At 42.5% G+C, this 14028-nt stretch carries 12 protein-coding genes; 6 read left to right on the top strand and 6 right to left on the bottom strand.

Going from position 1 to position 14028, the window contains the following annotated elements:
- Nucleotides 1–66 precede the first annotated feature (66 nt).
- Both CRG89_RS01375 and CRG89_RS01380 read right to left on the bottom strand, forming a co-directional pair.
- Entirely contained in the window at nucleotides 67–468 is a 402-nt protein-coding gene (locus CRG89_RS01375; RefSeq protein WP_103286591.1) for a hypothetical protein, read from the bottom strand.
- 267 nt (nucleotides 469–735) lie between these two features.
- A complete protein-coding gene (locus CRG89_RS01380) occupies nucleotides 736–933 on the bottom strand; it encodes a hypothetical protein (protein ID WP_148695276.1) in 198 nt (65 codons plus the stop codon).
- An 89-nt stretch (nucleotides 934–1022) separates the two neighbouring features.
- Here CRG89_RS01380 and CRG89_RS08545 point away from each other — a divergent pair, with 89 nt between their 5' ends.
- Nucleotides 1023–2813 carry a hypothetical protein gene (locus tag CRG89_RS08545; RefSeq protein WP_148695275.1) on the top strand — a complete coding sequence of 597 codons (1791 nt, stop codon included), beginning with the start codon at nucleotides 1023–1025 and terminating at the stop codon, nucleotides 2811–2813.
- Between the two features lie 125 nt (nucleotides 2814–2938).
- On the opposite strand, the gene CRG89_RS01390 is transcribed toward CRG89_RS08545, so the two are convergent.
- The 3 genes from CRG89_RS01390 to CRG89_RS01400 all read right to left on the bottom strand — a co-directional run bounded on the left by CRG89_RS01390 (nucleotide 2939) and on the right by CRG89_RS01400 (nucleotide 7978).
- Complete coding sequence (locus CRG89_RS01390) at nucleotides 2939–5986, bottom strand: DEAD/DEAH box helicase (RefSeq protein ID WP_197706615.1); 3048 nt, start codon at nucleotides 5984–5986, stop codon at nucleotides 2939–2941.
- A 99-nt stretch (nucleotides 5987–6085) separates the two neighbouring features.
- Nucleotides 6086–7027 carry a cupredoxin domain-containing protein gene (locus tag CRG89_RS01395; RefSeq protein WP_103286593.1) on the bottom strand — a complete coding sequence of 314 codons (942 nt, stop codon included), beginning with the start codon at nucleotides 7025–7027 and terminating at the stop codon, nucleotides 6086–6088.
- Nucleotides 7028–7105: 78 nt separating this feature from the next.
- On the bottom strand, nucleotides 7106–7978 hold the full coding sequence (locus tag CRG89_RS01400) for an ATPase domain-containing protein (protein WP_103286594.1): 873 nt from the start codon (nucleotides 7976–7978) through the stop codon (nucleotides 7106–7108).
- 54 nt (nucleotides 7979–8032) lie between these two features.
- Here CRG89_RS01400 and CRG89_RS01405 point away from each other — a divergent pair, with 54 nt between their 5' ends.
- Together CRG89_RS01405 and metK are read left to right on the top strand one after the other, a co-directional pair.
- Entirely contained in the window at nucleotides 8033–8293 is a 261-nt protein-coding gene (locus CRG89_RS01405; RefSeq protein WP_197706614.1) for an LSM domain-containing protein, read from the top strand.
- A gap of 151 nt (nucleotides 8294–8444) precedes the next feature.
- On the top strand, nucleotides 8445–9584 hold the full coding sequence (gene metK, locus CRG89_RS01410) for a methionine adenosyltransferase (protein WP_103286596.1): 1140 nt from the start codon (nucleotides 8445–8447) through the stop codon (nucleotides 9582–9584).
- Nucleotides 9585–9657: 73 nt separating this feature from the next.
- Here metK and CRG89_RS01415 read toward each other — a convergent pair whose 3' ends face one another.
- Nucleotides 9658–10545, bottom strand: coding sequence for a serine/threonine-protein kinase RIO2 (locus CRG89_RS01415; RefSeq protein WP_103286597.1), 888 nt, complete (start codon nucleotides 10543–10545; stop codon nucleotides 9658–9660).
- A gap of 52 nt (nucleotides 10546–10597) precedes the next feature.
- On the opposite strand from CRG89_RS01415, the gene CRG89_RS01420 reads away from it, so the two are divergent.
- From CRG89_RS01420 to CRG89_RS01430, 3 genes are all read left to right on the top strand, one after another.
- Nucleotides 10598–11899, top strand: a complete 1302-nt coding sequence (locus CRG89_RS01420) for a cobalt-precorrin-5B (C(1))-methyltransferase (protein WP_197706613.1) — start codon at nucleotides 10598–10600, stop codon at nucleotides 11897–11899.
- Entirely contained in the window at nucleotides 11899–13119 is a 1221-nt protein-coding gene (locus tag CRG89_RS01425; RefSeq protein ID WP_103286598.1) for a cobalt-precorrin 5A hydrolase, read from the top strand. The genes CRG89_RS01420 and CRG89_RS01425 overlap by 1 nt, the downstream gene beginning before the upstream one ends.
- Before the next feature lie 83 nt (nucleotides 13120–13202).
- Nucleotides 13203–13976: a sirohydrochlorin chelatase gene (locus CRG89_RS01430; RefSeq protein ID WP_103286599.1), complete on the top strand. Its 774-nt coding sequence runs from the start codon at nucleotides 13203–13205 to the stop codon at nucleotides 13974–13976.
- Nucleotides 13977–14028 lie beyond the last annotated feature (52 nt).

Consider the following 14028-nt stretch of genomic DNA (forward strand, 5'->3'; position numbering starts at 1 on the left):
CCTACCTATCTATCTACCTACCTACTTGCTTGCTTACTTGTTTGTTTGCTTGTTTGGCTAATAATCTCACTCTTCCCCTACATCCTCTCCTACACTCCCCTCATAGCCCACATCCTCAAGAGGTTCAAGCGAGTAGAGTTCAAATCTGTATACTCCATCCATGTTAAGGTTGAAGTTCTTCCTAAGGTACTCTGCAAGCCTATCGCTTATGGAAGCCTTTAGTATCCTCAGCCTATATGTGTAGACTATACCCTTCCTAAACTCATCCATGTTTAGGGCATCGCTCACCCTAGCAGTTATTATATGCTTCCCATTTGGGAGCCTCTCGTAGAAATTTATATCTACCAGTCTGCTCTTCCCCTCTATATCAAGGAAGTAACCAGTACCTTCCCACTCACCTTCAAGCTTGAAGCTTGAATCTGTTATGGAGTTTATCTCATCCTCAGCCCACTTTGGTAACTCGCTCATACCACAATATTCATCTGAACTATATTAAACCGTATCCTTATTAGATAAGGTAGGTGAGGATGAGGAGGATGGTGATGTTTCGTATATGTTAGAATGCTATAGCCTTTATCTTTCGCTTATAAATCAACATGATATCTGTCCATGTTCTCATCTACCTTACTATTACTAGTACTCATCCATAATTCACGTTACCTTACCTACCTACCCTACCTACCTCCTACTACTATCCTATTACTATTATCTACTCCTACTACTTTTGCTGCTACCTTACTTCTTACTCATCCACCACTCTAGATACTCTGCCTCCTTGCTACTCTTCCTTCTCGGCCTTAACCTATCCCTTATATCATCTAACTGCTCCCTTGTAACGTATAGCCCACAGTTCCTGCATATGAAGTGCTTGGTACTAACCTCATACAGTAGATCCCCATTGCACTCAGGGCATGTATTTGCCAACATTAGCATTACACCTTCATCTATAAAAATACTTACCTGTAGAAGGTAGAGAGTTGTTAAGGCAAGTTTAATTAACTAATCTGTACTAATCTAATAGGTTGGATACAGAGAGTATAGTTGCAACGATATTGAAGCATAGACCAGATCTAAGCAAGGAAGATGTACTAGCCATGGCTAGGGAGAAGATGAGGAGCATAGGTGCTGGATACCTTACAGAGCAAGGAGCATTATTCCTTGTAGCAGCAGATCTAGGTATAAGGATAGATGAGGAGTTGATGGGTAGGATGAGAATGGCTACTGCTAGTAGTAGTGTATATGTTGCATTGAAGGACCTCTACTCTGGTGCAAGGGATGTTAGCATAACCGCTAGGGTCATGAAGATATACCCAGTGAAGAGGTATAGCAGGAGCGATGGTACATCCTCAAGGTTAAGAAGGTTGGTTGTTTATGATAACGATAAGAGCATAAACGTGAACCTCTGGGATGATGCTGCAGATGCTGTTGAGAGGCTTGGTATAAAGGCTGGAGATGTGATAAGGATATCAAGGGCATATGTTAGGAGCAACTTGAATGGAAGCCTTGTTATAAACACTGGTATGAAGAGTAGTGTAGAGTCTACTAGTTCTGCTGGTTATGATAGTACAAGTAAGGGTATGAATAGCACAGGCACAGGTATGGGGACGGGGGTAGAGATAATGGGTCTTGAGGATATCGCTATGGATGTTAGTGATGTTGCATCGTTGGATGGGGATAATCTGGTTATTACAGGCATACTCTGCTCCAATCCTATGATCTCTACATACAGGAACAGGGATGGTGAGGAGAGCAAGGTGATGAGCATGCTACTCCAAGGCAGAGCATCCAAAGTTAGGGTAGTCATATGGGATATCAACTATGCAAACCTTGCAAGGATGATTCCTCTTAACTCAAGGGTACTGGTAGCAGGAGTTAAGGTTAAACGTGATGGAGAGAGGGTAGAACTCCATGGTGATGCTGGGAGTATAGTGAAGACCCTCAGGCATAAAGGATACACTAGCAGTGATGATGCCTATGCTGGTGTTGATGTTGTTGATGAGGACTATCTTGGCTTGATGAAGTTAAGGATACTTGCCATAAATAGTGTTGAGGATGATGAGCATGGCAAGAAGAAGGATAGTAGTAGTGCTACTACTACTGCTACTATGGGCAGCAACAGTAGTAGCAGTAGCAGTAGTATGAGCAAGTATGCTATAGTGATGGTTGATGGTGAAGAGAGGGGCAATGAGGCTAAAGCAATGTACCTTCTAGATATCTCATCACTAAAGCATGGGGGTGAAGTAAGGATGAGGGAGGAGATGAGTATAGAATGCATACCTAGCAGGATTCTAGGCTACACAATATATTTGGATGAGGACTCGTATATAGCAGTTAGAGAGGATGAAGGTAGTGAGAAGGGTGGGAGAGGTAGAGGAGCAGTGTACGAGCATATAAGCAAGATAGCAGATGTTGAGGAGGAGCGTCTATACGCTATTGAGGCTATAGTGCTAACTATGCCTAAGGTTGATGAGGTAAGGCTCAGGAATGGAAGAATAGGCAGGCGTGCAGAGGTTCTTGTGGGGGATGATACAAGGGAGGCAAGGTTGATTGCTTGGGATAGGCAGGTAGAGAGTATAGAGGCTCTAAGGATTGGGGAGAGAATAAGGGTCTATGGTGTAGTTGCCAAGAGAAGGGCAGAGATGGTAGTGATGAGGAAGGATAGAATCAATGATAATAACTATGGAAGTGAAGGTGATGAGGATGAAGATGGTGTTGCTAACATAAGTAATGATTCTGATAATAATAATAATAGTAGTAGTGATGTTTATGAGCTCCATGTAAGGCAGTTCACTGTTATAAAGCATATAGGTTAGGTTGAGCAAGAGTTTGATGGGCAGATAGCATGTATAAAGTCTATCCAATCAAGCACAAATCTATTGATGAACAAACATTAACCAATCAGCCTACAACCAACTTGATCCTATTCAACAATTCAACATTAATCATCCCAGAATCCCCTAGTGGTTATGTACTGCCTCTCAGCCTCGTATATGCGCTTCAGAAGCACATCCTCCTGTTCATAAGCATAGTCCCTTAGTATCCTTGCTGCAGTATCAACCCCTACTCCATATCCAGATAGTACAAGTAGCGCCCTCTTCCCGAATGTATGCACTAGGGATGCAGCCTTCCATGCTCTCCTGAATCTACGCTCCTGCTCACCATCAAGTCTAGCATTCCTCACTTTTAGTAGTATAGCATTATACGTATCATCATCATATGGATGTATTGCAGCAACTATCCTTGAGTTACACTTCAAGCATGCTATATGCTCTGGAGCATTGCTAACCTCTACAACACTGCTTGATGCACACTTGAGGCATACAAGTCTATGCTTGCTCTTCATAAGCCTATCCCTTACCATTTCTATAACTGCTTGCTCATTACTTAAGGGATTTGAACAAGCCCCAACCCCAACCTTGTTCCTCTCCATTATAGGCTCTGCAAGGGAGGAGAATGAAGCATAGCCATCTTTATTACTCTCAGCACCTTCTCTTACATCCTTCCATACCATCTTGATGATCCCATTCCTTAAACACTCTATTATCCCCTTTGTACCATCAATATCATACTTCTCATGCAATACCTCCCTTAGCGCTTCCCTAACTATTGGTGTATTAGCATACCTCTCATAGATCATCCTTGCTATCTTCTTACTGTACATTGCATTGGTATCAACAAGACCAAAGCGCTTCGCTACATTCCATATACTCCAGTTAAGGTTATGTGTATCCTTGAGTGATACCCTTATTATCTCCTCAAGATCATAATCATCCATAAAGCAGTCCATTATATGCTTCTTGCCTATCCTTGCAGTTGAACTAAGCATTATCCTATAGGGATCAGACCTTACATTGACTATATATCCTAGCTTTGATGATATTATTGTTGATAGCAGCGATGCTAATGTATTGTTTATCCTTGTGCCTAAGCATGCGTGTATTATCACAAGGTTAGGAGAGTATTCTATAACTAATCTCTTATCATCTGGTATGGTGTTACCTAACTCCCTGTACGCATTAACAAGTACCTTGCTCACTACATCATTGATTCTGCCTTGCACTACAAGCCTCCTCATCCTACCTACAAGTTGTGCAGTCTTGTGATCAACTGGTATCATCTCACCACTCCAATATGGTACGTTCATGCTAATAGCATAGTAAGGTTCAACATTAACCCTCATTCTAGCATGGTCTACTGCAAGTATCCTCCACTGCATACCCTTGAGTATGAAGATGTTGCCCTGCTCTCCATAATCCCCCACAAACTCCTGATCTAGAGAGCCTATGACCTTATTGCTTACAGTATCTACAACATCGAACTTGAGCACATCTGGTATCATTGATGCATTATCATAGTAGTATGCTCTAGCCTTTGCAGCCTTGAATACCAACCTATCTCTATCGAACCTTACTATACCATTCTTGCTGAGGAGTTCTAGACAATCTATTACATCATCAATGCTTGTATTCCTGAACTGGTACACTTGCCTTACCAATGCTAATGCTTCCTCAACACTAACCTCTACACCCTCCTCCTTCCTCCTCCTACTATTGCTAGTATGGTTATCATCACCTGCATCTATACCATTGTAGCGTTCTAATGCTAGCCCTACTAGATGGTGTGCAAGTACATCTAGAGGAGACTCATGAACCCTCTGCTCCTCAACATCCCCCTTTGAGAGCCTCTTTAGTATTGCAAGAGCCTCTATCTCATCATCAGCGTTGTTGGTGAATATCACACCCTTGGCTGACTCTGTAGATCTATGCCTACTCCTTCCTATCCTCTGAGCCATCTTGGATACCTGTCTGGGAGAGCCATAGTGTATAACCGTGCTTATGGAGCCAACATCTATACCAAGCTCTAGGGATGATGTGCATACAACAACGTTGGTCTGTTCTACTATATCGTTATTATTGTTATCTTCATCTTCATACATATTGCTCTTATAATTATAACCATCCCTACCCCTAAGCCTACTCTCAGTCTCCTCCCTAACCTCTCTAGAGAGTGAGCCATGGTGTACATCCACGCTTATTGTAGGATCGTTTATACCTTCATGCATTATGCTTGCGATGTACTCAGCCTCATCCCTTGTATTTGTGAATACTAGTATGGATTCTCTACTGCTTCTTCTATTCCTCTTTATATATTCTATTATATGCTTTGCTACCTCTGCTATTGGTGCATCTACATACACAACATCAACATCGTACTTGCGGAGAGAATCATCAACTATAACTGCACATTTATTAACCCTCCCCCTTCCTCTACCAACATCATCGTGTATATCTGCATAGTTGCTAACATAGGATATGAACTTGGCTGCAGTATCTAGATTGCCTAGCGTTGCACTCAACCCTATCCTTACTACCCTTCTACTTGATAGTCTTTCAACCCTCTCAAGGCTCAAGGCTAGGTGTGCCCCACGCTTATTTGGTAGTAGTTCATGTAGTTCATCTACAACTATCCATTCTAGAGCATGGAATGCTCTAGCCATCTTCCCTACCAGCATTATTGCTAGAGTCTCTGGAGTAGTTATGAGTACATCTGGAGGAGTATCCTGCATCTTCCTCCTCCTATAACTACTTGTATCACCATGCCTAACATCAACACTTAAGCCTAACATCTCAGCATAGCGTACAAGCCTCCTAAGCATATCCCTATTCAATGCCCTTAGCGGGGTTATGTAGAGTACCTTTATCCCTTTGACCTTATCCTTACCATCATGATAAGCCTCCGCTACCATGGTAAGTATGGGTATCATTGCAGCCTCTGTCTTACCTGAGCCAGTAGGTGCAACTATAAGCGAGTCCCTTCTCCTTGCAAGGATTGGTATACTCTTCCTTTGTATAGAGGTTAATCTAGCATAACCTAGCCTATTGAACATTCTCAATATCTTGCTCTCTATCTCTCTGGCGTTGGTGGTGTAGTTAGTAGAGTAATAGTAGTAGTATTGATCTATGGTATGTGAACCCTTACCATCCATAATAACCAACCTTTTGCAAGCAATATAACGTATGAGATGTATGAATAGTTATCTATATGGGGATGATAGCAAACAAAATATTTACAAAAAATGTAGTAGTTAGTAGTTGCTCATAGGTATATGCAACCTACCCTTGAACCTGCTCATAGCTACTGCTATACCTGCTATTGATGCGAATACAGCAACTATGCCTATTGGGAACTCTGGCACAACGGATATGCTCAACGTTGATTTACCACTATGCTTTGTATCGAATGGCTTGTTTATGCCAGTGCCTAGCACATTTATATCTATTGTGTATGCCCCTGTACTTGCAAAGTTAACCTTCTGCTCTGCTTTACCATCATGGGTATGCTGCTCACTCTTGCTACTAACTACATTACCATTAGCATCAACTACAGCAAAGTTGTAGTTCACATGATCTATCAACTTACCACTAGCAGGGTCTATGAACCTTATGTTGAAGGTTACCTCCTGTGGTGGATCAATCGTTAGCATGCCATCTGAGGCAGTGCCACTACTGAACTCAACCTCAATCTTCACTGTATTGTTATCTGTTGTAAGGGTTATCAGTCTAGTCTCTTCAGGAGGAGTAGCAGCCTCAACCACTACTTTACCTATCATCCATGGATGTACATAGCATACATAAGGATGCTCACCAGCCTCTTCAAGAACAACGCTCCACTTGCCATTTGGTAGCACTAGTCCAGAGTCGAACTTTTTGTCGCCTAACTTCCATGTCGATGCATCTAGAGGATTGCTTGCAAATGCCATTGCATGGCTTGCAGTGTCCTTGTTCACGAATGTTACTGTACTTCCTGCTGGAACAGTTAATGTTGATGGTTTGAAGCACTTATCGCTTAACATCTTTGTCCAATCACCTGATGGTGAGTATGTTGGATTGCAGGTACTGTTCTGCGCACCTGCTGGTATCTCTATTGTAAACTCTGCTGCACTTGCCTGCTTGACATTGCCATATAATGTTAGTGATGCTACTGCTATACTCAGTATGCCTAGGGTGAGGATGTAGTTGTACTTCATTGTTGTACTATTCAAGCAACCATTACTTAAAGCTTACAGGTTACATTACATGTAGAAAGCAAAATTAAACATACATTGCTAGATATCAACTATTCCTCTCTCTACTATCTTGAAGAGTGCTTTATTGTTTTTAACCAATGGCTGCAGTAGTGTTGCCCTGAATACACTTCCATCAACAATTGCTTTCATACCCTCTTCATCCTTCATCTTACTACTCAGCCTCTCAAGCCTAACCTTAAAGTGTGCAAACATGGATACAGATCTATCCATTATCTGCCTCTCCTTCATCTCCAAGTCAGTAACAGTAGTATCAACACCCTCATGCTCATCCCTTGCACTAGATGCAACCCCATTGGTTACTATAACTGCAGTATTCCTAAGCACTGCTCTAAGGGCAAGGTCATGCATGAGCCTCATTAGCCTGAAGTGTCCTTCAGCACTCTTGCTACCATACTCCAACCTGAATAACGATGGGGAATCCTCCACTATAAGAAATGATACACCATGATCATATCTCTCATACATACTATCCACATCTCTTAGTGAAGAGAATATATCATCAACATGATATGCTCTCTGTACATAGATCCTATCCATTATGCCCATTATGGTATTGATATCAGCATTGTACCCAGATTCACCCTCTCTACCAGAGTTCATGTACGTATCATTACCATGCTTGCTCCTACCTCCCTTCCCTCTTTTACCTTCTCCCCCATCCATCCTAGCCTTATAGATATCGATGATCCTCTCAGGTCTAAAGTCACCCTTTGCATCCACAATGAACACCCTTGCACTCTTGTTAGCCATTGCAGAGTTCAATGCTAGTTGCATGCAGAGCTGTGTCTTGCCTGAGCCTGAAGCACCAAATACACAGTAGAGTAGACCTCTCCTTACTCCTCCTAACAGCAATGCATCTAATGCTTTAGACCCTGTGCTTATAACCTGCATGTAAGAGATTAGATACTAGTAAGATTTTTATCTTAGGGCATGCTCATCTTCCTAGTGAAGTCTTTGTCAAATCAACAGCAACAACATCCAAAGAAACCATTGGTGGTGCTGCAGAGGGCAATAAACAAGAAGGTATCTGTTAGGCTGAAGAACGAGGCTGAGTATAGAGGGAAGATGAGTAATGTTGACTCTTACATGAACCTCATCCTTGAGGATGCTGAGGAGTTCAATGGCTCGACCCATCTTGCAAACTACGGCAAGGTTGTTATAAGGGGCAACAACGTGCTCTTCATAAGGCTTGAGGATGAGCTTTAGGTAAGTAAGTAACTGTACTGGTGATGATGATAACATACAGTAGCAGTAGTAGTAGCAGTAGCAGCAACAACAGTAGTTAGTTAGCAAGAGATAATGCAAGAGTAGATAGAGTAAGGAAGATTTTATAATACCCTTGCATGGTGTAGCCTTGATGAAGCAACTATTCACATCAGAGTCTGTTACAGAGGGGCATCCAGACAAGGTATGTGATCACATCGCTGATGCTATACTGGATGAGTATATGGCACAGGATAAGTACTCGAGGGTAGCAGTGGAGATACTTGCAACTGCTGGGCTAATGGTTGTTGCAGGAGAGGTTACAAGCAGTGCACATGTTGATATCCCTAAGGTTGTAAGGCAGGTTGTGCAGGATATAGGCTATGGTAGCAGTGACTCTGGTCTAGATATTGAGAGGTGTAAGTTGATAACATCACTCCATGAGCAGAGCCCAGATATAGCAGTGGGTGTTGTTAGAGGGGATAGCATAGGTGCTGGGGATCAAGGCTTGATGTTTGGCTATGCATGCGATGAGACTGAGGAGTTGATGCCAATGCCCATAATGATTGCAAACAAACTCTGTATGAGGTTAGCAGAGTTGAGGAAGAAGAATGTAATACCATGGCTCAGACCAGATGGAAAGTCACAAGTGACAGTTGAGTATGAGGATGGCGTAGTAAATGGCATAAAGGCAATAGTGCTATCTGCCCAGCATGCTCCAGATGTTGATATAGAGACTGTAAGGAAGGAGTTGATTGACAAGGTTATAATGCCAGTATGTAATGAACTTATAGACAGTAGTACAAGGTTCTACATAAACCCAACTGGGAGGTTTGTTATAGGAGGTCCAGCAGGTGATACTGGCTTGACAGGTAGGAAGGTTATAGTTGATACCTATGGAGGAGCATGCAAGCATGGAGGAGGGGCATTCTCTGGCAAAGACCCTACAAAGGTTGATAGAAGTGCATCGTACATGATGAGGTACATAGCGAAGAATATAGTTGCATCTGGGCTAGCGAAGAGGTGTGAACTACAGGTAGCATATGCAATAGGTGTTGCAGAGCCAATAGCGTTGTATGTAAATACATTCAACACTGGCAAGGTATCTGATGAGGAGTTGAGTGCATACATAATGAGGAACTTCAACCTAACACCAGCAGGGATAATAGACTTCCTTCAGTTGAGGAGGCCAATATACAGGAAGACAGCAGTGTATGGGCATTTTGGCAGGAATGAGCCAGAGTTCACATGGGAGAGGCTGGATAGTGTTGATCTGTTCAGAAGATTAGTATGATATGATAGGTAGGATAGGATGGATCAGCAATAGGCTCACAAGCTGTTTCTATTTATTATTATTATTATAATTACTACCTCTCTACATCATCTTCATGCATTGTAACATGGGCTATAGCCATATTCACATCATACACCAGCCCAAACCTCTTACTGAAGAAGCGTATTATATTGTTAAGATCCCTCTCAAGCAATGCCTTGGCATTTGGATGCTTCCTTGCATCTATACTCTGTGGCCAATCTATGATCCATACCTTGCCATTAACATCGTAGAGTATGTTGTACTCACTAAGATCTGCACTTACCATCCCTATGGAGTATGCTATCCTTATATTCTCAAGCACATCCTCAAGCACATGTCTAGGATCATCAAGGCTTGTGCACTCTACAAGCCTAACACCATCTATGTACTCCATTACAATTGCATGCCTTGCTAATGCTATAGCCTCTGGCACACTTGCACCTGCAACCCTTAACCTCCTCAGAGATTTGAACTCCTTCCTTGCAGTCTCGATGCTTGCAAGGAGCCAGCTATGCACATCCTTCAGCATACGCTTCCTTGCTATACTCCTAAAGCTTACCCTACCTATCCTGAAGAACTTAACAGCAAGCATCCTACCATGATCATCAACAGCCTCAAGCACATCAGCCTCCTTCCCTATTCCTATCATCCTACCTACACTTGCTATAATACCTCTATCTGCAAGTTCCTTAAGCGCTAGAACATCCAACCCAGCATATACAAGATGGTAACCCTTGCTAGGACTCTTGTATATAAGGTTCTTCTCGTTGAGCCTCTTCAAGGCATAGCGTACCCTGTCTACGTGCATCTTAGCGCCGATTGCTATCTTCTCCTCATCAACACTCTCATGCTCCCTTAGCATTCTAGCAAATGCCTTAAGTGCTTTAACCTCCTCATCCTCAAGTTCCTTTACATACCTAGCCATATCCAGCATTGACATATGCTAATGATCTTGTCCCCCAATAATATAAAATAAATAGAATAGAGGTGTAATGGATGGTGATGATAGTTGTATGAGCAATGATGCTAATGCCGATGCTATCCCTACCCCTACTACCAACACTGATATCAATACTCCCATCAGTGTTGATGATCCCATGCTGAAGGAGATTGAAGAAGAGCAAGAGCAGGAGTTGCCAAAGGATATTCTAGAGAAGAAGAGGAAGGGTCTGCTAAGAACAGGGTATACAACAGGTACATGTGCAACAGCAGCAGCAAAGGCAGCACTCATATCACTTATAAGTAGAGGTAGAGAGTTGCCAGCAAGTGTAACAGTTACCCTACCAAAGGGCGACAAGGCTACACTACAGGTTAAGGAGTGTATCTTTGTTGCTAATGCTGATGATGATAATGATAGAGAATATGCTGTATGCACAGTTGTAAAGGATGCTGGAGATGATCCAGATGTTACACATGGTGCAGAGATAGTTGCTAGGGTTGAATGGCTTGATGGTGAACCTGAGAGGATAGAGGTTACAGGGGGCAAGGGTGTAGGGATAGTAACAAAGCCAGGACTTGGGCTTGAGATAGGAAAGCATGCAATAAACCCTACACCAATGCGTATGATAATTAATGCTGTTAGAGAGGTTGCATCTGAGCATCTTAAGCAGAGGGGCGTGAAGGTTACAATATCAGTGCCTAGAGGTGAGGAGTTGGCAAAGCAGACAGATAACCCAAGGTTAGGGATAGTTGGGGGTATAAGCATCCTAGGTACTACAGGGATAGTTGTACCATACTCAACCGCATCATTTGCAGCAAGTATAAAGCAATGCATAGATGTTGCAGTAGCCATGGGTGATGATACAATAGTTCTTACAACTGGAGGAAGGAGTGAGGAGTTTGCAAGACAGGTTATACCAAACCTGCCTGATCACTGCTTCATTCAGATGGGTGACTTTGTTGCATACTCTGTGAGGCAAGCAGCGATGAAGGGTATAAAGCATATAATCATTGCAGGGTTCATAGGCAAGCTCTCAAAGGCTGCAAAGGGTATCAAGCAGACACACGTTAAAGGCTCCCATGTTGATATGGAGTTCCTTGCTGATGTTGCTAAAGAATGCAATGCAAGCATGGAGTTGTATGAGCAGATAAGGAATGCAAATACTGCAAGGCATGTTATGGAGATTGTCATGGCTAACAATCTACAAGGTTACTTTGATAGATTGTGCAGTAAGGTATGTGAGAGGCTAAGTTCTTACATGGAGGATAAAGCAAGTATAGAGTGCATAATGTTTGACTTTGAGGGTAAGATAATAGGTAGGGCAAGTAAGAGTATGAAGGAGGTTTATATATAATGGATGTGCCAGCAACTACAAATACAAACCATAACCATAACCATAACAATAACCATAACCATCATGATCATCCTACTAATGCTAAGAAGGGAAGGGTAGCAGTGGTTGCAATAACGAAGCATGGGCTAGAGATAGCAGGAAGGCTGAAGAGCATCATGCGTGAATGGGATGTATATGCTCCTGAGAAGTTCAGAGCAGCCCCAGTAGTAACAAGCATGATGGAGGTGAACTGGTACAATGAGCCTAGTGCAGTGCTTATATCAAGGCTCTTCAACTCTTACAATGCCCTAATCTGCATATTCTCCCTAGGTGCAGTGATAAGGATGATTGCCCCATACATAAGGGATAAGAGGAGTGATCCTGCTGTACTTGTTATAGATGATGCAGCAAGGTTCGTTATAAGTGCATTATCTGGCCATCTAGGAGGAGCAAATGCTCTAGCAAGGCTTGTAGCAAGGATACTAAACTCTACCCCTGTTATAACTACTGCTGCAGATGTGAATGAGACTATTGCTGTTGATCTACTAGGCAGTGAGTTTGGATGGCGCATAGATGAGGCTAGTGAGCATAACATAACCATGTTGAGTGCTGCAATGGTTAATGAGGAGCCAATAGGCATATACCAAGATGCTGGAGAGCGTGGATGGTGGAGTAAAGAGTTGCCGAAGAATGTAAGGATATTCAATAGTATAGATGAGCTTAATGCTTCTGGACTCAAAGCACTCATCATAACAGATAGGCTGATAGATGGATATGCTGAACTCCTTGGTAGGGCAGTTGTTTATAGACCAAAGAGCCTGGTTGTAGGATTAGGGCTACATTGGGATACTAGTAGTGATGAGATTGCAAGGGGTATAGAGAATACATTCAAGGATGCTATGCTTAGCATGTACTCAATAAGGTGTATAGCAACTCTAGAGAGAGGGTATGAGGTTAAGGGTCTAAAGGAGTTCAGTGAGCGTACAGGGATACCAGTTGAGTACTATACGAAGGAGCAACTTGCATCTATAAAGGTGCCTAACCCATCAACTCTTGTGAAGATGTATGAAGGTACGCCTAGCGTTGCAGAGGCAGCAGCACTTGCAAGTGCTTCAGGTAAAGGAGGTAAAGATATGGAGAAGGATAGGGAGAAGTGCGAGTTGGTAGTAGAGAAGCGCAAGTTCCCTCCAAATCTAACGGTTGCTGTTGCAAGGATAATATATGATAGTCAGCAGCAGTAGTAATAGTAGTGGTGGTAGGTAGGTTAGGAGTATAGTTTAGTTGTGAATAGTTTAAGTATAATGTATGTAGGAATAGATGGTCGATGAGGAAGGGCATACTCATAATAGATAGAGGTAGCAACGATCCAGATGTACTTATCGAACTCTCAGAGTTGTGTACAATGATTAGGGATGAGTATATGTATTATGATCATGCTACATTTGCACTACTTGAGGTTACCTCACCAACAATAGAGGATGCAATGTTAGAATCTCTAGGCTATGGTGTAGAGCATCTAACGATAGTTCCATACTTCCTCTACCCAGGATTAAAGATGAAGGTTGCTGTGAGTAAGAGCATAAAGGTGGCAAGGGACCTAGGTTTAGAGTATACAGTTACTGATTGCTTGAACTACCATGATGGGTTGATAGAACTTGTTAGGGCAAGGGTTGATGAGGCTATTAGGAGCATAGGTTCGTTCAATGATGGGGAATGTGATGTACTCCTCATAGGCCATGGGAGTAGCGATAGTGATGCAAGGAGGGTATTCAGGCTTATAGGTGATAGGTTAAGGCAGTACTACAGGAACCTTGGTATATGCTTCCTAGAGTTGGATGAACCAAACATACGTGATGGTATAAAGGCTATGCTTGAAGGAGACCCTAAACTGCTAATACTCATGCCATACTTTCTGCATAATGGTGAGCATATGAAGCATGATATAAGGGAGGAGGTAGATTCAGCATTGAAGGAGTTCAAGCCATCATGCAATGTTATAATGGCTAAGCATCTAGGTGTTGATAGAAGGATAGTCAAGGTTATAATGGATAGGATAAGTGAGGCTGGTCAACGATCTACTTCTAGCATCTATAAATAAAAAGAAGAGATGAAATAGGTAGGTAAGAGATAGAGAGTAAGAAGGGAGGGGA

The sequence above is a fragment of the Candidatus Nitrosocaldus islandicus genome (genome assembly GCF_002906215.1).
GTDB classification, from domain to species: domain Archaea; phylum Thermoproteota; class Nitrososphaeria; order Nitrososphaerales; family Nitrosocaldaceae; genus Nitrosocaldus; species Nitrosocaldus cavascurensis.